This window comes from Bacteroides sp. AF39-16AC (genome assembly GCF_003602735.1).
Taxonomy (GTDB): domain Bacteria; phylum Bacteroidota; class Bacteroidia; order Bacteroidales; family Bacteroidaceae; genus Bacteroides; species Bacteroides uniformis.
Window position 1 is genome coordinate 39,787 of sequence record NZ_QTLN01000026.1, and the last position, 18,623, is coordinate 58,409.

The 18,623-nt window shown below is 46.1% G+C and carries 21 protein-coding genes; 18 read left to right on the forward strand and 3 right to left on the reverse strand.

Annotation, left to right across the window (positions count from 1 at the left end):
• Positions 1 to 3 precede the first annotated feature (3 nt).
• From DW039_RS17465 to DW039_RS17550, 18 genes are all read left to right on the forward strand, one after another.
• Entirely contained in the window at positions 4 to 486 is a 483-nt protein-coding gene (locus DW039_RS17465; protein ID WP_005868873.1) for a DUF3408 domain-containing protein, read from the forward strand.
• A gap of 692 nt (positions 487 to 1,178) precedes the next feature.
• Positions 1,179 to 2,309, forward strand: coding sequence for a hypothetical protein (locus tag DW039_RS17470; protein ID WP_005868874.1), 1,131 nt, complete (start codon positions 1,179 to 1,181; stop codon positions 2,307 to 2,309).
• 244 nt (positions 2,310 to 2,553) lie between these two features.
• The gene (locus tag DW039_RS17475; RefSeq protein WP_005868875.1) at positions 2,554 to 3,147 is read left to right on the forward strand and encodes a Crp/Fnr family transcriptional regulator; all 594 of its coding nucleotides are present in this window, start codon (positions 2,554 to 2,556) and stop codon (positions 3,145 to 3,147) included.
• A 309-nt stretch (positions 3,148 to 3,456) separates the two neighbouring features.
• Positions 3,457 to 4,035: a conjugal transfer protein TraO gene (locus DW039_RS17480; protein ID WP_005868877.1), complete on the forward strand. Its 579-nt coding sequence runs from the start codon at positions 3,457 to 3,459 to the stop codon at positions 4,033 to 4,035.
• An 18-nt stretch (positions 4,036 to 4,053) separates the two neighbouring features.
• A complete protein-coding gene (locus DW039_RS17485) occupies positions 4,054 to 4,266 on the forward strand; it encodes a hypothetical protein (protein ID WP_005868879.1) in 213 nt (70 codons plus the stop codon).
• Positions 4,263 to 4,607 carry a hypothetical protein gene (locus DW039_RS17490; protein ID WP_005868881.1) on the forward strand — a complete coding sequence of 115 codons (345 nt, stop codon included), beginning with the start codon at positions 4,263 to 4,265 and terminating at the stop codon, positions 4,605 to 4,607. Before DW039_RS17485 ends, DW039_RS17490 begins: the two co-directional genes overlap by 4 nt.
• A gap of 18 nt (positions 4,608 to 4,625) precedes the next feature.
• Positions 4,626 to 4,970, forward strand: a complete 345-nt coding sequence (locus DW039_RS17495; protein WP_005868883.1) for a hypothetical protein — start codon at positions 4,626 to 4,628, stop codon at positions 4,968 to 4,970.
• Positions 4,971 to 4,982: 12 nt separating this feature from the next.
• Positions 4,983 to 5,294, forward strand: coding sequence for a hypothetical protein (locus tag DW039_RS17500; protein ID WP_005868885.1), 312 nt, complete (start codon positions 4,983 to 4,985; stop codon positions 5,292 to 5,294).
• Entirely contained in the window at positions 5,291 to 7,897 is a 2,607-nt protein-coding gene (locus DW039_RS17505) for a TraG family conjugative transposon ATPase (RefSeq protein WP_005868887.1), read from the forward strand. Before DW039_RS17500 ends, DW039_RS17505 begins: the two co-directional genes overlap by 4 nt.
• Complete coding sequence (locus tag DW039_RS17510; RefSeq protein WP_005868888.1) at positions 7,890 to 8,111, forward strand: hypothetical protein; 222 nt, start codon at positions 7,890 to 7,892, stop codon at positions 8,109 to 8,111. The genes DW039_RS17505 and DW039_RS17510 overlap by 8 nt, the downstream gene beginning before the upstream one ends.
• Positions 8,112 to 8,116: 5 nt before the next feature.
• Positions 8,117 to 8,713, forward strand: a complete 597-nt coding sequence (locus DW039_RS17515; RefSeq protein ID WP_005868889.1) for a hypothetical protein — start codon at positions 8,117 to 8,119, stop codon at positions 8,711 to 8,713.
• A gap of 6 nt (positions 8,714 to 8,719) precedes the next feature.
• The gene (locus tag DW039_RS17520; protein ID WP_005868890.1) at positions 8,720 to 9,775 is read left to right on the forward strand and encodes a hypothetical protein; all 1,056 of its coding nucleotides are present in this window, start codon (positions 8,720 to 8,722) and stop codon (positions 9,773 to 9,775) included.
• 4 nt (positions 9,776 to 9,779) lie between these two features.
• The gene (locus DW039_RS17525) at positions 9,780 to 10,478 is read left to right on the forward strand and encodes a hypothetical protein (RefSeq protein ID WP_005868891.1); all 699 of its coding nucleotides are present in this window, start codon (positions 9,780 to 9,782) and stop codon (positions 10,476 to 10,478) included.
• Positions 10,465 to 11,748: a conjugative transposon protein TraM gene (gene traM, locus DW039_RS17530; protein WP_005868892.1), complete on the forward strand. Its 1,284-nt coding sequence runs from the start codon at positions 10,465 to 10,467 to the stop codon at positions 11,746 to 11,748. The genes DW039_RS17525 and traM overlap by 14 nt, the downstream gene beginning before the upstream one ends.
• Positions 11,745 to 11,930 carry a hypothetical protein gene (locus DW039_RS17535; protein WP_007564699.1) on the forward strand — a complete coding sequence of 62 codons (186 nt, stop codon included), beginning with the start codon at positions 11,745 to 11,747 and terminating at the stop codon, positions 11,928 to 11,930. Before traM ends, DW039_RS17535 begins: the two co-directional genes overlap by 4 nt.
• A 12-nt stretch (positions 11,931 to 11,942) precedes the next feature.
• Positions 11,943 to 13,055 carry a DUF4138 domain-containing protein gene (locus DW039_RS17540; protein WP_005868893.1) on the forward strand — a complete coding sequence of 371 codons (1,113 nt, stop codon included), beginning with the start codon at positions 11,943 to 11,945 and terminating at the stop codon, positions 13,053 to 13,055.
• Entirely contained in the window at positions 13,052 to 14,524 is a 1,473-nt protein-coding gene (locus tag DW039_RS17545) for a DUF3945 domain-containing protein (protein ID WP_049703626.1), read from the forward strand. Before DW039_RS17540 ends, DW039_RS17545 begins: the two co-directional genes overlap by 4 nt.
• 18 nt (positions 14,525 to 14,542) lie before the next feature.
• Positions 14,543 to 14,728, forward strand: a complete 186-nt coding sequence (locus DW039_RS17550; RefSeq protein ID WP_005868897.1) for a hypothetical protein — start codon at positions 14,543 to 14,545, stop codon at positions 14,726 to 14,728.
• 178 nt (positions 14,729 to 14,906) lie between these two features.
• Here the strand turns inward: DW039_RS17550 and DW039_RS17555 are convergent, their stop codons facing one another.
• The 3 genes from DW039_RS17555 to DW039_RS17565 are packed head-to-tail and all read right to left on the reverse strand — an operon-like array spanning position 14,907 to position 18,485.
• A complete protein-coding gene (locus DW039_RS17555) occupies positions 14,907 to 15,938 on the reverse strand; it encodes a tyrosine-type recombinase/integrase (RefSeq protein WP_007750053.1) in 1,032 nt (343 codons plus the stop codon).
• A complete protein-coding gene (locus DW039_RS17560; protein ID WP_117921377.1) occupies positions 15,916 to 16,878 on the reverse strand; it encodes a tyrosine-type recombinase/integrase in 963 nt (320 codons plus the stop codon). Before DW039_RS17560 ends, DW039_RS17555 begins: the two co-directional genes overlap by 23 nt.
• On the reverse strand, positions 16,875 to 18,485 hold the full coding sequence (locus DW039_RS17565) for a site-specific integrase (RefSeq protein WP_007750048.1): 1,611 nt from the start codon (positions 18,483 to 18,485) through the stop codon (positions 16,875 to 16,877). The genes DW039_RS17560 and DW039_RS17565 overlap by 4 nt, the downstream gene beginning before the upstream one ends.
• Between the last annotated feature and the right edge of the window lie 138 nt (positions 18,486 to 18,623).

Consider the following 18,623-nt stretch of genomic DNA (forward strand, 5'->3'; position numbering starts at 1 on the left):
GCTATGGCAACCAACAAAGAAAGGACATCATCAGCCGCCATGAGAAAACTCTTGCTGCAAAGCGCCAGTAAGAAAGAGCAGGAAATCCAGCAGATCGGAAGTGTTGCGGAAAGCACTATCCCCCAACCTGCGATTGAGCACCCCATCCATGAAGAGGTGAAAGAATCGGCTCCAGTCAAAGAAACCGTCCAAGAACCTCAGCCGGAACAAATGGAAAAGCCGGAATCCAAACCTTCCGTGCAGTCTTCTCCAAAAACAGAAGAAAGCAAAGTCTGCGGAAAAAAATTCTCGGAATATCTGGAAGAGCGAAAATTAAAGAACACCGAAGTAATCCGGATATCCAGCGAAACCCACAGAAAGCTGAAGCAGATTGCTATGGCCACTGGATTAGGAATGCACAACATCGCAAACAACATTCTTGAAGACATATTGACCAGCCATAACAAGGAGATTCAAGCGATACTGAAGAAGTATATGAGCATCTGATTCTACTTTCGGAAAAATATATACGCCTGTTCGACTGCATCCGTCGGGCAGGCGTTATTTTTGCACACCGTTTTAGTGAAGGTCGGCATTGAACCGGGACACTTTTACACAACTGTGGAAAAATCCCTTTGCCTATTATCCCGGACAATATGTTAAAGAATTCAAACCTCTACTTGTTTCCACCTCAAAATTTTTTCCGAAAGTAAGAATACGGTAACAAAATCATTTCTTCGTTTTATTTAGGTTTTTAGGGATTTAAGTATTTGTGGGACACTTTTACACAACTAATAAGGGAGGTTTTCCGTATAATCAACTATATTATTGCAAGTTAGCACTTACTGGCATCTTCTCGTAACCGGGACACTTCTGCACAACTAACCGACTATTCGGGACACTTCTGCACAACTGAACAGGAAAGTCGGGATACTTTTACACAACTAGAATCTGCATTCGGGACACTTTTACACAACTAAATCAGGAATCCGGGACACTTCTGCACAACTAAACCGGCCATTCGGGACACTTTTACACAACTGGGGGATCGGAAACAGCCGTAGTCGGGACACTTTTACACAACTAAATCAAGAAACAGCACGAAAAAAATGCTTTGGAATCTTCATTTATAGGGAGTTAGATTCACTATCTCCGTAAAAAAACGTATCTTTGCATCAGTAAACAACAAGTGTCCGCCTATGAAGGAAAGTAATACACAAAAAGAGTTGAGCAGAGTCCCCAGGACTCTCAGCGAGTCTTCCAACACGAAAGTATTGGAAGTTCTATTTGATGCAGGCGGCACTGTCATGTCTGACATTATCATTTACGTGGCATCTTCACAAATGAAAGATCTGTTCGGCGACTGCTGGTTCTCCATCAACGATTTTTGTGAGGTCATGGGGTATGAACGAACCAAGTTGCAACGAAAACTGACCGAGAAGCAGCTTGATTTCCTGTTCAGCAACCAACGTCCGGTATATATCACCGAACAGAACGGCCAAAAGATAGAGCATCCGATAGAGAACACCTTTGAAGCGGCGTTATACCGTTTAGGGACATCCAACCTCAGTGTAGCATACGCCATGAACGGCAAGACGCAATATAAGTTCATTCAAATACTGGACCGCTTTGAGATAAAGGATAACTTCGGCACGAAAAAGCGCACCAAGCGGAATTACAACGTGCATCTGAGCAAAGATCTGATGAATACTTTGCTTACCGAATACAATCTGCTGGAACTGAAAGACTACCGTAACCTGCCCAACCGCAAAGGCTACCGCAAGTTTTATCTGAACCTGGCGAAAATGATTTACCTGATCAAGTATAAGATTGACCAAGGACAAGCACCTTATTTCACCGTTACGGTTGACCAACTTGCCAAGGAATTTGATGTAACGGTAAAGGACAACCATGACCGGAAGAAGAAGGTGACCAGCATCTTAAACGGTATCAACAAAAAGCTGGAGAGAACCAAATTCCAATACCAGTACATCAAAGGAAAAGGGGAGAAGTGGCCCTACACCGTACAGTTTTTCTTTGACCAGGAAACATTGGAATATTTCGACGAAAAGATAAAGGCGATACTGACCTCGCAATATCACGATGCGCTTAAATCATGCTTCTTGTTAAACAAGAAAGGCATTCCCGTGAGCAGACATTATCAATATAAGGATTTCTTTAAATTGGGAACCGGCGAATATTATCATGAATTTACCGCATGGCTTTATTCTGAAGAGGACAAGGAGATTAAGGAGAACATCTACCGGGATATCTATATAAAGGTAGTAGGCATTCGTCCAGAAGACCTTGCCGTCAACTTAAATCCCTAAAAGTTGGAACAAAAACCATAAAATAGTATCTTTGCAGCGGATTGTCAGAAAATTGGCAGCCCGCTTTTTACATACGTCCGTCTGTCTAACAAAAGAGTGGCATCTATCGTTAAGGAATTAACAACAACAGGCGCATGCCTGTACCAGTATGAAACTGGTACGGGGCGTGCCTTTGTTGTTGGAACGCCACGTCCATGTTAGAGGGTACGTTTCCGTACCCTTATATAAACATAAAACAAATTCAATGGTTCAAACAATTGCCACCCTGATAGATGAGACGCTCATGGTAATGGGCGCCCATCTTCACGTGCGGATGACAGACGAAGAAAAGGCGTATCTTGATGCTCATTTCGAGCTTATCCATATCAAAAAGGGAGAACACCTCGTCACCAGGGGCGAGGAAGTATGCTACCTCTATTATCTGGAATCCGGCATCGTCCGGTTATGGTTTCCGGACAAAGAGAATAGAGAGATTTCAGCACGGTTTATCCAAGCCAAAGAGTTCATCAATTTTTTCCTTTCACATGAAGAACACCATGCCCACTACAATATCAAGGCATTGGAGCCATGCAAGATCTGGAGATTGCCCAAAAAAGATCTTCATCAGCTATATGAGTTATCCATCAATTTCAACAAGCTGGCCAGAATACATTTGGTAAGATCCATCAACCGCAAAATAATAAGGGAAGAGGAGTTTTACACACTGGATGCCGAAGCGCGTTACAAAGCGCTTTTGGCCAATGAAAAATGGCTGTTACGTTCAATACCCTTAAAAGACATAGCAAGTTATATCGGCATCACGCCACAAGCATTGAGCAACATCCGAAAGCGCATATAAACCAAACCCTATAAGCCGGGCAGGACAGTTTTACACAACTAATCCTATCCGGCTTTTTTCTGTAGAATTATTCCACACCTGCCGGTTTACGGCACATGTATTTTTTAATGCACATTAAATAAACACGAAAGGCCCTTTAAAAGCCCTTCATAAAATTTGTCCTCCCGTATATAATCTATATGTTTGGAGCGAAAACAACGCGATAAGCACCTTGATTCGGTTCTGCCGACAGGAATCCGCGTAAATTGGAAACACCGTATGAGACAAATAGAAAAATATATAACATTAATAACCTAAAGAGTAATTCCCATGGAACACATCAGACTGACTGCTATCAGCCTTAGCCTGCTGTTATGCACCGTAAGCGCTTTTGCGCAACGCCATTATGAGAACATCCCGGCACTTGAATTGAACTACGGCACTAACCTGTTCGGCAATGCAGGCAACTATTACAACCTGTCCTTTTCCAGATACATCAACCGGACAAGCTATTGGAAAGCCGGGTTTAGCTATTTTGAGAAACCTTACGAATATACAGCCAACCTACCGCAAGTCTCTACCTTGAACCCGGAAGAAACGATTCCCGAAACGATACATGACAAGGGTAAGGACTTTTTTGTGGACGGCGGTTATTACAGAACCCTGGCCTGCAACCTGAAATCCGTTTACTGGGGCATCGGCCTGGGAGGATTCATCGGTACAGAATACGTCCGCCACCCCGATAAGGAATACAACTTCATCATCGGCCCGAAACTGGAAACGGAACTGGAAGTATTCATCCTGCCCCGAACGGCATTGCTTGCCCGCATACAACAACATTGGAATCCCCTATCCATTGACAAGTGGAACACTGTCTGGAACGTAGGAATAAAGATACTGCTCTACTAACCGACAAATCATATCACCATGCTTATTATCATATTGTTAGCCGATACAAATGTATCCGGCCTGATCTCCTTATACCGTGAAATAGGCGCCATGCTGATAGGGGTAGGCTTTCTATGTGCCGGACTAGCGGTACTTAAAAAGCTGATAAGCAACCACGAGCGCACCAAAGAGGCCATCATCACCTATATCACGGCATTGGTCACTTGGCTCATTATCTGGCAACTCTTATGAACGTAGTGGATTTGATACTGGTTGCCATACTCGCCTGTGTCACGCTTCACTTTTACTTTCGGAAAAAGAAGAAAGCACTTTCTTCCGGAAAGGAGAAAGAGAAGCCGATAAGGGAGGCGGTGCGCAAGGAAGGGCAGGAGAGAGCCTGTCCGGTCATCTGCGTGGTATTTCAGCCTGAGCTGGAAGAAGAGGAATTGGCTGCCGAGATAGCCGATATGTACCTGCATGGAAGAGCCTACTACTACTCAGGCAAACCACTGCCGGAACAGCCGAAAGAAGAGCCCATATCCATCAAGTATAAGGATGTGCAATGGGAGAGACTGAAAACGATTCATGTTTAATTAAAAAATAGGAACAAAATGAAAGCAATCGAAAATGTAAGAGAAAAAGCGAACCAAGTCATTAACCGCTATGGAAAGGTTATCTTCACCTTTCTCATATTCTTCACGCTGTTGGGAACGGCACAAGTGGCGGAGGCACAAAGCGGCCTGAAGATTAACAGCCTATCCGAAGTGACAGACAAAGCCAAAGAGGGTGCGGACACCATTCTGGACGTAGCCAAATACATTTTGGCGGCGGTACTCGGCATCGCTCTGGTCTTTGTCATCTATTCGCTTGCCACGAACAATCCCCATGCCAAGGAATACCTGCTCGGCTGGATCATCGCCGTGGTAGTCATCATGGTAGCCTTCCTGATTATCTAAAAACGAAGAGCCATGAGAACCATGCGTAAAATCAACAAGCCGATCAAGTTCTTCGGTCTGTCATCGGGACAGTTCGCCATCTTCATGCTGCTGACGGCCATCATCATCATCGTGAGCATATTCAAGCAGCTGCACCCGATACTCATCATCGGAATCATTTCCGCCATTCTGTTTCTATCCGGTCTGCTGTTCCAAACCTTGAAAAAGGAACACAAGGCCGGTAACCCGGACTACCTGACCGGCCTCCGGATCAAGAACGCCACCCCCCGGCAGATAACGGACAAACGGCAGATTTTCAAATTCATCCTAAAACAGCAACCATGATAGGAATCATCATACTCATATCCCTGCTAATCTGTGCGCTGTGCCTGCTGATTGCTCTGCTGTATATCCGGCAGACAGAGATAGAGGTGAAGGACAAATCCGTGGATCTGGAAAGTGTCTTGCCTATCCAGACCATCACGGAGAACGCCGTCATCAACGGGAACGGTGACATCACCGTCGGCTACCGGCTGCTTCTGCCCGAAGTGTTCACCTTGTCGGAAAGCGAGGCGCAATACATCCATGAGCGGTTGGAGGCTCTTTTGAAGCTGCTTCCGGCAGGCACGGTCATCCATCAGCAGAATTTCTACTATACGGGGCGATACCATCATGCAGAATACTCTTCCAATGCCCTGATAGCGGAGAACAACCGTCATTTCAACGGCAAGGAGATACTGAACAGTTACACCAACCTGTATGTGACGTTCACGAACGGCAGCCGAAACGGTAAGATACGCAAAAGCGCATCGGGCACCTCGCTGATGCGAAAGCTGCACTACCCGTTCAAGCAACCTTATAAGGAATATCAGCAACGGCTGACAGAAATGGAAGCCTTTCTGATGAACTTTGAGAACGGTTTGTCGTCCATCCAGCAGTTTGAGATACGCAAGATGGATGATACGGAACTGAACAACGCCATCTACGACTACGTCAACCTCTCTTACGAGACACCGGAAAACGATGCCACGCAGAAGAGCGTCAACCCTATGGCTGTCAGTGAAAGCGGAAGCATGAAAATAGGGCAGCAGCACGTTTCCATCCTTTCGCTGACCAACGAAGGCGAGCATCTTCAGGAACTGGCCGTGCCGCACACCGGCAAGTCGAAGGCATACGGGGGAAACATAGAGATACCGGACAGCATACGGAGCAAATGCTCGATGCTGTACCCCGTAGGACTTGGCCTGCCGTTCAACCACATCGTAAACATCGTGATAGAGATAACCGATCCAGATGCCACCGTAACGGCCATCGGTGCGGAGAAAGACGCGCTGAACTACATCACCAACTTCTACCCTCCGGCGGCAGAGAAGCAACGCGAGCAGGCAGCCTTCTGCGATGAGATTACCCAGTTCGACTACCAGACCGCCTATACCGCCTTCAATGTCGTGCTGAACGATACAGACCGCACCTCGCTCATGCGGAAAACCGCACTGGTACAGCAAGGCTTCAGCTTTATGAACCAAAGTTCGTGCTATGTGGAGAACGCCGAGCTGTGCAACCTGTTCTTCTGCAACATACCCGGCAATGCCAGGGCCAATTACCGGGGCTTCGTCAACACGACCAAGCAGGCCATCTGCTATCTGCAAAAAGAGGGGATGTACCTTTCGGACGAGAAAGGGCATATCTACCATGACCGTTTCGGTACTCCCGCCAAGATAAACCTCTGGGATTATCCGGCGCTGAACAACAAGAACCGCATCGTTATCGGCCCGTCCGGTTCCGGTAAATCTTTCTGGCTGAACAATTACATCCTGCAAAGCTATGAGCTGGGCCGGGATGTGATGATCATTGACATCGGCGGCTCTTACCGCTCGATGATAGCCTTGAACCGGGGCAAATACTTCGACTCTACCGAGCAGAAGAAATTTGCGTTCAACCCCTTCTTGTGTGACCGTGACAAGAACGGCAAATACCTGTACATCGACACCACGGATGCCGAGTCTGCCGATGACCAGATAAAGACCATCGTCGCCATTATCAGCTACATTTGGAAGGTACGTGAACCCATGCTGCCTGCCGAAAACGCCATTCTCAGGAAATCCGTCATCGGATTTTACGACTATGTGAACAATTCTTCAATAGGAGAGAAGCATGAGCGTATCTTCCCGACGCTGATAACTTACCGGGCTTATCTGAAGGAAGTGTTCAGCAAACGGATGACCGAGTTTGAGAAACAGAAATTCGAGATAGAGGAGCTGTTGCTTTTACTGGAACCCTATACGGACGGAGAGCTGTCATTCCTGCTGAACGCTACCGAGAACGTGGATATCGTGCATGACCGGCTGATAGCCTTCGATATGGAAGATGCCTCTAAGAAAGAGTACTTTCCACTCGTTGCCATCATCACCCTGCAAATGATCGTGGATAAAATCAAGAAACGCCAGGGGTTTGCCAAAGAGCTAATCATCGACGAAGCACTCGACTTCCTGCAAGACGAGAAATTCGGAGACTTCATCGCCTACCTGTACCGAACCTTCCGTAAAAAGGAGGGAAGCATCACGCTGGCCGCACAGAACATCCTGTTTTTGAAAAACATGCCGTCCAGTATCAAGGACTCCATCATCATCAACTGCGCGACCAAGATTATCCTCGACCATTCAGAACACCGGCAGAACCTGCCGGAAGTGAAAGCCGTGCTTTCCATCACGGACGAAGAGGCCTATATGATCGAGTCGTTGCAGCGCACGGAACGCTGGAGAGAGTTTTTCATCAAGATGTCGAACGATGCCTTCATCTTCCGCAATGAGGTGTCCGACTTCGCCGCCGTAGCCTTCGATTCGCGCCAGGCGACAGTAGTACGACTGAAGCAGTTGTTCAACGAAAGCGGCTCGACCTATACGGCCATCAACCGCTATCTGGAGGAAAGGAGGAAAAAGTATGGATGACGCCACCCAAGGGCTGACCGCCCTTCTAGGCTGGTCAACCGACTTCAACGGCAGCGCATACAATCTTGCCGGAAGCATTGCCGCCGCACTTTTGGGCGTTGCGCTCATTTTCGTGGTATGGGCACTCGCCACGAAAAAGGAAAATGCCAAGAGCTATCTGACAGCCTGGCTGGTATGTGTCATATTCACCCTATTATTCATCACCAACAAATAACCGTCATGAAAAGAATCATTCTCATACTCGGACTTGCCGCCTCGATAGGGCTGATGGGAACCGGCAGTGTTCATGCCCAGTTCGTCGTGCATGATCCCGGCCACACCCTGCTGAACTCAACGGAATGGATCGCCAATGTCAAGAAATGGGTTACACAAATCAATGAAATGATCGATGCCCAGGAACTGCGGCTCGGCCTGCAAAAGATCGACCAGTTGAAGGAACTCAAATCATTGAAAGAGCTTGCCGACCTGCTGGACGACGTAGCCTGCCTGAGCAGCGACTACAGCTTTTACCTGAACGTAGGATCGAATTACCACTGCCTGAAATTTCTCAACTTTCAGCGTGTGACCGTCAATCTGAGCCTGAGTACCGACCTGCTGTTCAAGGTGGCCACCGTGACCAGTTACTTCTCGATGAACTCGGAAGGGCGCATGTCCTTTATCGAGCAGGTGAAGGAATCGGTGGAAAAAGCCGCCGAAGAGATGCGTGAGTTTAACGAATCCGTGCGTTCCACGGTCATTTACAAATCCATGAAGGGGCATAACCGGAAGACCTATTACCAGGGACGGTTGGCCGCTTTCACACGACACACCAATTAAAGCGTTATGAATCAAGATAATTTTCTCTGGGGACTTCAGATCACGGACGGTCTGACGATGGAACTCGTTTCGCAAATGACGGTCATCGCCTTCGGTGTTGGTGTCATCTGCTTTATCTGCAACCTAGCATACAACTATCTCTATCACGGAGCCAGCCAGCTGTTAAGCCCGAATGAGGACAAATTTCCCGACATGATGGAAATCGCCCGTTGCCTGGTACTGTTCTTCTGCCTAAGCATATACACCCCCATCGCCCAAACCATCGTAGGCACGATGGAAGTAATCAACGAAGCCACCTCGCTGACCTCCGAGCGTGCGCAGGAATTTGCCCAGTTCATGGCACAATCAGCCATCGAACAAGGAGAGATGATTGCCGAATACGACAAACACAGCCTCCAGTCGGAGGTAGCAGCCGGAGAAGACAGCACCGGCGCCATGCAGCACGAACTGGATAAAAAGATGGAAGAGGACGAAATGACCGGTGTACGCTCCAGCGTGGAGAAGATTGTGCAGCTGCTCAACCCCGCCAACCTCGCCACCCTTGTGCTTCATGGCATTTCCGCCCTATTGGTAGGAATCATACAAGTAGTCATCTTGGGTATCGGCGTGGTCATTGTCAAGCTACTGGTCATTCTCGGCCCGTTTGTCTTTGCCGTAAGCATGTTGCCGGTCTTTCAGAAACAGTTGAGTATCTGGTTCGGTACGCTCTGCTCCGCCTGTATGGTATTCACCGTCATCAATATTCTGAACCAAATCATATGGCAGACCTTCAAGGCCATCTATACGGAAAGTGCCGACATGGTGGACGCAGCTACGCAGCAGATACAATATTTAGGAATGGATCTCGCCCTGATTGGTGCTTATTGCAGCTGTTTCTGGCTATCCTCCAAAATCGTAGGACACAGCGATGCCGGGAAAATCATTTCGAAAACCGTGTCAATCGTCACCACGGCGGCCACCATCGCCCTGATGGGAGGCGCAGCGGCAGGCGGCAAGCTGACCAACGTAGGCGGTGCCGCCTCTATCGGGGCAAGTTTCATAAACGACAACAATAAAAAATAGAACTATGAATCTGATGAAATTCAAAGGAGCAGATGATGCGGTCAAGCTGACTATCCGGCTTTCAGCCGGGTACTGCATCATTCTGACTATCGCTTTTGCCAGCAGTATCATCTTCCTTATCAACAAAATAGAAAAAGCATACGGCCAGGCTCTCGTCATCGACAGGCAGGGAGAAGTCTATGAGGCAAGCAGCCTGTCTGCCAGCGATATGCGGCAATACGAATACATGAACCATGTAAAGACCTTCGTAACCCACTGGTATGCCTTTGACGAGAGCAGCTACGAGAAGAACATTTCGCTTGCGCTCAACCTCATAGGCAACAAGGGGAAGGAGCTGTTGAACGAGTACAACGATGTGAATATGCTGAACTCACTCATACAAAAGAATATCCGTTACGGGGTACGCATCAAGGATGTAGAGATTAACACACAAACGATACCCGTTTCCGGAAAGATAATCTTCACGCAGACCGGGTACCGGGCACGGGGAAGCATCTCACGTAATATCGAAGCGGAGTTCACCATCTATGATATGCTGTCCCGCAGCGAGGAAAATGCGCACGGAGCCAAGATAGAAGATTGGATTGTCCGCTATTCCGAACCCGTGGAAAGCAACGGCACCAACACATCGCAGGCAGCTTCTCCGGGCAAGAATGAAAACCAGTCAGAAACCTCTAAACCAACCGACCATGGAACCGAATAAACTTATCAAAGACAAGAACAAGCTGTTGATGGCCATCCCGGTAATCCTGGGCATCCTCTTCCTTTATGTATTCTTCATCCGTGAGGACGGGAACGTGCCGTCAGGGAGTGACAGACAGGCCGCCTCGCAAGCCTTTTTGGAACCACAGTCGGAAATGGCCGACAAGGTGAACGACAAGATGGAAGCCTATAAGCAGGACAAACTGGAAGAGCAGGAGAAGGCACGCATCCTGAAAGAGTCTCAGGTCAAAGGATCTGATTTTTACTTCGAGCTGCAAAACCAGCAGGAGCGGTATGACCGTGCCACACTGGAGCGCATCCGCCGTATGCAGAACGATCCGTACAGCGAAGTCATGGCAGAATACGGAGGTGGCCGGAACGGACGCTTCTCTCATCAGCTGGAAAGCCAACTGGACGGACTGGAGGACGAGCAGGCGCTCAACGAGATTATCCGGGAAGCCAAGAAGAACTCACGCATCCGCAAGGAACTGGAAGAATCCGACAAATACCGCAAGCGCATGTATGAACGGATTGTCAATTATGACCAAGAGGGAAAAACGGAGAAAGCCGCTGCCAACCCTTCCGGCCATCCATCCGCCGACAGCCTGATGCAAAAAGGCCCGATCTACCATGCCGAAAACGGCAAGCGGGTACGCCGCCAACCGACCTCCGCACCGGGAAACAGCAACCTCTTCAGGGCTTGCATCCACGGCGACCAGACCGTAGTCACGGGCAGTACGGTACGGATGCGGTTGCTTCAGGACGTAACCCTATCCGGCATGAAGATACCGGCCAACACGCTGTTTTACGGTATCGCCACTTTGGGAGCCAACCGCCTCGATGTGGTAGTCAGCAACCTGAAGGTAGGAGACAACCTCAATCCCGTATCGGTGGTTGTCTTCGACAATGATGCCATGGAAGGTTTGAACCTGCCCAATAACCTGAAAGCCAGTGCAGCCAAGCGTATGGAACAAGGTCTTGTACAGAACATTGACATGCCGCTCTCTTCCATCGGCACGATGGCCAGCGAAGTGACCAGCGTAGTCAACGCCACCACCCAGGTAGCCAAGCAAATCTTGAACATGAGCCTCTCACAAGTGAAGGTACATCTCAAGTCCAACTACGAAATGTATATCCAAGAAGAGAGTCAGGAATCGAAGTTGCGTAGGCAAGCCGTGCAAGCGGAGTTACAGAAGCTCTATGAGCAAATGGAACAAGAGAAAACGAACAAGAAAAATCATCCCCTTCAAACATTGATAGACAAATTATGATAGACATTCTCAATTACCTGCTTGCGCTGTCAGCGGTCTTTTTCGGCTATCGGATCTACGTATCACGCCGGAACGGACGAGCCTTTAAAGAAATCCGTCCGCTGACCGTTTCTTTCGGCATTACCCTGCTTCTTCTATGGGGCATTACCGTATTCACCGCCTTTTTTTCAAGAACCGTTTAACATATCGACAACATGAAGAAATATATTTATCTACTGTTTTACTGCTTTGTGTGCAGTCTGCCGCTCTTCGCTCAGGAAAACGGCACTCCCCGGAAACAAGCCATCAGCCAAAAAGACATCTTTATCTCTTTCGACTGTGTGAAACACCTGGTATTTCCTGTGCAAGTATCTGATATCGCCATCGGCGAACAGGAGCTTGTCATGGCCAGCCGGGTAGAAGAGGCGCCCCATATCGTCAGGCTCTCGGCGCAAGCGGAAGGATTCACCGAAGAGACCAACCTGACCGTAGTCTGCATCGACGGAAGCGTTTACACCTATCACATCCGCTACCTTCCCGAAGGCGGCACGGATTCGTACCCGAACATTTACGAGGACAACGGGAAATGGCAGCACCATGACTATCAGGCAGAAGTCAGCGACCTCCATCTGGCCGAGTTCTTCTTTCCGGAGGACATCGCTTACGGAACGCCCGGCAACGAGGTGTCCTTCACTCTGGCCGCCTACAACAACCAGTTGAAAGTATCAACCGCCAAAGATGCCGTGGCATATTCCAACCTGTTTGTGGTGGATAAGGCCATGAACACTTACCACATCACCATCAAACGGGGCAATACCTCCGTATTCACCTACAATTTTGATGACCAGCGCAAATATACCGCCCATGTGGATGTGAACAGCGAGGAAATGGAAAGATGCATCCAAGAGCTGCGCACCAAGAAGCGCAACATCTACAGCCTGGGGGTCATCGAGAACAAGTTTGAGTTGTCAATGGCCAATCTGTATGTGCATGAGGACTTCATGTTTTTCATCTTTGACCTGAAAAACAAATCATACATCGACTACGACATCGAGTTTGTCAAATGTTTCCAGCGTGACCAAAAGAAGAGCAAGAACGCCATCCAGCAAGAAACGACCATCGAACCTATCTATCAGAAAGATTTTGATACGAAAATCAAGGGCAAGAGCCGGAACCGGCTGATACTTGGTTTCGACAAATTCACGATACCCGATGATAAGGTATTCGAGATCGAGATTTACGAGCGAAACGGCGGGCGGCACATCAAGCTGGCCGTGTTGAACGAATACATCCTTTCCGCAGAACCCTTATACAAGCCACAGCCATGAAACTGAGAGAAGCATTAGACACCTATATGTTCGACAACGTGGGACAGTTCGGCGGCATCGCCGAATCACTGGGCTATCAGACCGAATACCGGGACGGATATTTCCGGTTCCGCAAAGACGGGGAAGAGCTGAGCATGAGCGTAAGCGAAATCAGGGAAAAAGCCGGAGCAAAGTACGATGAAAGCCTTCGTGACCAATCAAAAGAACGTGTATCCGCCCTTTTTGACAAGGAACGTGCCAATGATCCTAAATATGTCGCCGAGCTGGAGAAGGATGGCATCAGCATCAAGCGGTGGGAGAACCTGAAGGGACATGACAAGGACGGCTTTACCGTCATCGACCATCGCCTGAAGGTATGCTACACCGGACAGTCGCTCTATGAATACGCCTACAAGCAAGGGAACATCCTCGACGGGAAAGGCACCAAGCTGGAAAAGGGTGTCATGTCTGATTTGATGGAGATACACGGCAAACCGGGGAAGCTCCGTTTCAACGATGACGGAATCTCCGTATTCTACCGCAAAGAGGCGTTGGTTATCCCGGACAAGGTGCTGGGAAAGAAGTTGGGCAAGAAAGAGAAAGAACAGCTGCTTGCCGGTGACATCGTACCCATCACCGTAAATAAGAAGGACATCCTGCTGCAAGTTGACCGGGATCTGAACTCCGTCATCCTGCGCACCAACCAGGAAATCAAGATTCCCGACATCATCGGGCAGACCAGCGAATATGGCGGCTACAAGTTAACCAAAGCCGACAAATACCTGCTCGCCAACGGCCATGCACTGGAGAACAAGCTGCTGCACAGTCCGGAAGGCTACTTCATTGCCGACATCCAACTGACGGATGACAGGAAAGGAGTCATGATACAGAACATACAGAGTATCACTCCCGGCAAGGCACAAGAGCTGATCAAGGCCATGACCCCCAAACTGGAAGCCCATGCGGCCAACATAGAAGCTGCAAAAGAGCAAAAACACGAAGAGGGGCGCAATATGGAAGCCGAGTTTAAGGAAGCGGTGGGCAAACATGACTTTGAAAAAATCGGGAAGCTCAAAGAGGAAGGATATAAACCCAGTGAAGAGTTTATCAAAGGAATCGGTAAGGAACACGGTCTGGATGAAAGGCAAACCCATGAAGTCATCCAGCTGTTCGGCACCAAGCCGGAAGAACAGGGCGAACATGAAAGGCAGGCCACACGTCTGTTGGATGCCGCACAGACCGACAACTTTCATGTCATCCAAGAGATACAGAAAGAAGGGTACCGGCTCACTCAAGAAGACCTTACCCGGATGCGTGAAACGGGTGTGCAAGCCAACACACTGATAGCCGTACAAAAGATTTTCGGGATGGAAGGCAGCACAAAGACACTGGGAGATGTCAAACTGGCCAGCACACCCAAACCCGACAACAGCAAGGAAATGGCCCGTCCGATAGCCAGCACCATCAACCGGGCTTTCAATGACTTATAACCTAAAAAATCAGGAATTATGGATTACGATGAATTAGTACAGAAAAACATTGCAGGAGAAATCAGTGACTTAGAGTTTCTACTTGCACAGGAAGAGCTTGCACAAGCCTATCAAGAAGAGATGGCTGCCAAGCAGCAAGAGACAAACAACCAAACGGCCAGAGAATGGCTGCTTGATTACGAGAACAGAAATCTATACCAATAAATCATGGATACAGCAAGTGATAAAGCATTACAGCGTTTCGCCGAACTGATGATATTATGTTGACCTCAACATAAAATCATTTATGTCTGACATAGAATTATGTTGGGCATTAGTCTAAACAATTAATAATCAATCGTTCTTTGACATTTTGCACAACATAATTCTATCTTTGGAGGAATTAGAGGCTATCTAAGAATGTAATTAACTCCTTATCCTCAGACCATTTTCGTGATGGTGTATCGGAAACGGACTGCTCACATTTTTTGAGAACTTCTAATTTCCTTTCCATGCTAATTTCGGCGTAGATGTTTGTTGTATCAATCGAGCTATGTCCCATCCAATTTCTAACCATATCAATATCCGCTCCAGAATTAAGTAGATGAGTGGCGGTTGTATGGCGTATAACGTGAGGAGATGGGCGTTTATTAGCAAGAGAGGGATGATTTAAGATTACATCTTGTGAGTATTTCTTTATCATTTCATAAATACAGAATCGGCTCATAGGCTGATTGTATCGGTTAAGGAAAAGGTAATCGTCAGGCAACTTGTTGTCTATAAATTGTTTGAGTAAATCCCAGAAATCCTCCCATAAAGGACATATTCTCTCTTTACGCCCCTTGCCATGTAATGTCACCATTGGCATTCCACGTTTTGAAGGCATCGCAACATCCTTCACTTTAACACCAATAACTTCAGACACTCGGGCGCCAGTATTATACATGAATAGGATAATGACATGATCTCGACTTCTTATCCCTTGATATTTGCATGTTTTCAATGGTGCATCAGCCAAGGCTTCGATCTCAGATTTGTCCATATAGGTTATCATGCGTTTTTCCGTTTTCTTTGAAGGGATAAGAGTGACATGGTGACACCAATCTATATGTTCAGGAGATTTCCACGCCAGAAACTTTGCGAAAGCCTTTATTGCAGCTAAACGATTGTTTCTTGAAGATACGGAAACTTTTCTCTCAATTTCCAGATAATCAAGAAATTTCGTAATAACGTCAGTCGTAATATCCGAGATTTTGAGATTGTCTATTGCAATACTTATTAATGTAGAGACATACGATACCAACATACGGAATGTATCACGATAACTCATCTGAGTGTTACGACTAAGGTTTCGAGTGACAATTAAGTACTCTATGAGGAATGGTCTTAGCCAATAGCCAAGATATTCTGTTTCAGTAATTCTTCTGTTCTTCATTGTTCGTGTTTTTATAAGCATAAAACAATTTGTTTGCTTCCTGCAACAAAGTTGGCGTCTTTGTTAGATAGACGGAAGTGAAGGACACGTTAAGATGTCCCAAATAGATAGACAACTTCGGCAGTAAATCCTGTACGTTCTTTCCTGATTTATACCAGTTAGTAAGGACGTCGACCGCAAAAGTATGGCGAAGATCATGTATTCTAGGCTGATGACGTCCTCTATCAGGGAAATAAAGACCTGCATTCTTACGAATGGTCGCAAATATCTGATGTAAAGATACAAAATTAACAGGTTTCCCCTTCTGATTAATGAAAACATATGCATCCTCTACCATTGGGGACATTTGAGTACTTCGCCATTGTAATATCTCTTGCATCAATTTTGATATTTGTTCGTTGAAAGTAACCAAGCGAGACTTGTAGAACTTACTACAATGTATATGCACGTACATATTATCCATATCAATATCCTTTATTTTTAAGGATAAGGTCTCACTTATTCTGAGTCCAAGCATATACGTGATCATCAAGATATATCGTATACATATTGGCTCATTAACAAATGATCTATATTTGCGATATGTAAGCGCACAATCAAACAGTCTCTTCAGTTCGTCATCCGTATATATGTAAGCGGGATAATACTCTGGAGCTTTAGGCAGAAAAACGGGAATAGGTATGTTTTGAATGAGTCCTCTAGAAAAAGCCCACTCAAAAAGTTTTTTCAGAATGCAGTGCTGAGAATGCCAATATCTGGTGATGACATTTCCTTTTCTGTAAAGGAAGGCATTACAATCGCTTTCCGTTATTGAAGTTAATTCTGTTGTTTCTCCAATGAACTTAGCAAATAATCTCAAAGAGTAAGTTGTACTCTGATCCTTACGACCAATAGACCTACGAAACTTGATAAATGACTCAACAGTTTCTTTTATACTCATAGAAGCTCCCCCCAGTTAATATTTGAAACATCTCTAAGTGAATTGAGATCCACTTTTGCATATATTCTTGTCGCTTCCATACTTTTGTGACCCAGTAAATCACCGACATCCTTTAAGGTTTGTCCTTCGTTTATCAAGAAAGTTGCATGGCTATGGCGTAAACAATGGGGACCTTTGTGCCTAACGTCCATTTCGCTGGATTTCAAATACCTATATACGACGGAAGCTATGGCTGTACAAGATATAGGACGTATCGGGGCTGGTGTACAAAAGAACAAGCTATCGCTTCCTATGTCATTTGGCCTTCCCTGTTTTAGGTAAGCGATAATAGCTTCTCCTACATTATGTAGAAGTGGTAACACTTGTGGTCGACAATTCTTCGCACGCTTAATATAGACTTGTTCTTTACGCCAATCGATGTCGCTAATCTTCAAGTTTGCCACCTCACTACAACGTAAACCGTACATAGCAAGTAACATAAAAATAGCATAGTCGCGCGATGCGGATTTACCAGTTTGTTCTTTGACTGTTTGTAACAGTTTTTGAACTTTATTCCACGGCAAGAAAGAAGGGAGATTTTCTTCACTATATACTTTGGGAGTGATTAACGCCTTATCTAGGTCGGTAATACACCACCCCTTTTCGACTGCATAACGAAGATATACACGAATACAACACAGGTACTCTTTCAGCGTGTTACGTTGAACCTTGTTAATCGTGTAGTATTCAATGTATTTATCTATATCTTCCAATGTTAAAGGGTGTTCCTGGTTCTCCTTTTCTATTATCTTGTAAAAGTAGGTGAGTATATATCTCCTTCCCTTAATATAGGCATGAGAATATCTCCTGTATGCCAAGTGATTAAGGTATTCATTTATGCGTATATCTGATATTGAAGGAGATCCTGATTCTGGTAGCATATGTAGCTCTTTAAGCCACATATTTGCAAAATAGATGAAGAAACTATAATTAGACTTGGTGCCTTTCTTCTTGTGAGAACCTTTGTCTTCCAGGTTTTGCCATTTTTTTGCTGCATTTGAGATTTCCTCATTGGTAACAATACGGAAGTTCTTTAAATCAAGATACTCTATTAGATGAAGTTGATACTGTGCATAAAGCTGAAGTGTCTGTCTTTTAAAACCTTTTGATTTGCAATCCATCAAGAAAGACATTCTCTCTTTATAAAAGGGAGCGGCAATCAGTCTGACTCTGTGCCATTTGCGCTCTGCGAGATAATTGATGATGTCGTCTTGGTAACGAGAATCTAAAAGACCTACGTATAGTAAGAATTCAACAGCCATCTCAATGAATTTGATTCTTGAGGAAGGGCAATCATGACGTTTCCGAGAATGATAATGATCAGGAATGGGTGAAGACCATTGACGTGCAGCTTCAACGACATCATCAAGTGACACAATTCTCTTTTCGCCATCATGAAGATCGAAATATTGGATAAACTTGAGCGAATACCCAGCCCACCCCAATAGTGTTAGCCGGGACAATCCTTCCTTACTTTTCATAGTTAGAAAGTATTCTCGCTCCTTTAATAATGGTGCAGCCAAATGTTTTTTAAGGAATGACTTGCGGATAATGATTTGTTCTAACATGCTCTTATAATTATATGAGTAATACTATATAATATAAACGAGCATCCAAAATTATGTTGTACAAAATTCGATAAGAACTCTAATTATCAAATAAATATGAAAGAAACTGACATAAACAAATGGGCAACATTAATGATC

Bases quoted from the DNA above. Each gene is read 5' to 3' on its own strand.
- DW039_RS17500 (WP_005868885.1), top strand. From the start codon at position 4,983: ATGAGAACCATGCGTAAAATCAACAAGCCGATCAAGTTCTTCGGTCTG.
- DW039_RS17515 (WP_005868889.1), top strand. From the start codon at position 8,117: ATGAAAAGAATCATTCTCATACTCGGACTTGCCGCCTCGATAGGGCTG.
- DW039_RS17465 (WP_005868873.1), top strand. From the start codon at position 4: ATGGCAACCAACAAAGAAAGGACATCATCAGCCGCCATGAGAAAACTC.
- DW039_RS17505 (WP_005868887.1), top strand. From the start codon at position 5,291: ATGATAGGAATCATCATACTCATATCCCTGCTAATCTGTGCGCTGTGC.
- DW039_RS17535 (WP_007564699.1), top strand. From the start codon at position 11,745: ATGATAGACATTCTCAATTACCTGCTTGCGCTGTCAGCGGTCTTTTTC.
- DW039_RS17550 (WP_005868897.1), top strand. From the start codon at position 14,543: ATGGATTACGATGAATTAGTACAGAAAAACATTGCAGGAGAAATCAGT.
- DW039_RS17490 (WP_005868881.1), top strand. From the start codon at position 4,263: ATGAACGTAGTGGATTTGATACTGGTTGCCATACTCGCCTGTGTCACG.
- DW039_RS17495 (WP_005868883.1), top strand. From the start codon at position 4,626: ATGAAAGCAATCGAAAATGTAAGAGAAAAAGCGAACCAAGTCATTAAC.
- DW039_RS17475 (WP_005868875.1), top strand. From the start codon at position 2,554: ATGGTTCAAACAATTGCCACCCTGATAGATGAGACGCTCATGGTAATG.
- DW039_RS17555 (WP_007750053.1), bottom strand. From the start codon at position 15,938: ATGAAGAACAGAAGAATTACTGAAACAGAATATCTTGGCTATTGGCTA.
- DW039_RS17565 (WP_007750048.1), bottom strand. From the start codon at position 18,485: ATGTTAGAACAAATCATTATCCGCAAGTCATTCCTTAAAAAACATTTG.
- DW039_RS17520 (WP_005868890.1), top strand. From the start codon at position 8,720: ATGAATCAAGATAATTTTCTCTGGGGACTTCAGATCACGGACGGTCTG.
- DW039_RS17480 (WP_005868877.1), top strand. From the start codon at position 3,457: ATGGAACACATCAGACTGACTGCTATCAGCCTTAGCCTGCTGTTATGC.
- traM (WP_005868892.1), top strand. From the start codon at position 10,465: ATGGAACCGAATAAACTTATCAAAGACAAGAACAAGCTGTTGATGGCC.
- DW039_RS17525 (WP_005868891.1), top strand. From the start codon at position 9,780: ATGAATCTGATGAAATTCAAAGGAGCAGATGATGCGGTCAAGCTGACT.
- DW039_RS17540 (WP_005868893.1), top strand. From the start codon at position 11,943: ATGAAGAAATATATTTATCTACTGTTTTACTGCTTTGTGTGCAGTCTG.
- DW039_RS17545 (WP_049703626.1), top strand. From the start codon at position 13,052: ATGAAACTGAGAGAAGCATTAGACACCTATATGTTCGACAACGTGGGA.
- DW039_RS17560 (WP_117921377.1), bottom strand. From the start codon at position 16,878: ATGAGTATAAAAGAAACTGTTGAGTCATTTATCAAGTTTCGTAGGTCT.
- DW039_RS17485 (WP_005868879.1), top strand. From the start codon at position 4,054: ATGCTTATTATCATATTGTTAGCCGATACAAATGTATCCGGCCTGATC.
- DW039_RS17510 (WP_005868888.1), top strand. From the start codon at position 7,890: ATGGATGACGCCACCCAAGGGCTGACCGCCCTTCTAGGCTGGTCAACC.
- DW039_RS17470 (WP_005868874.1), top strand. From the start codon at position 1,179: ATGAAGGAAAGTAATACACAAAAAGAGTTGAGCAGAGTCCCCAGGACT.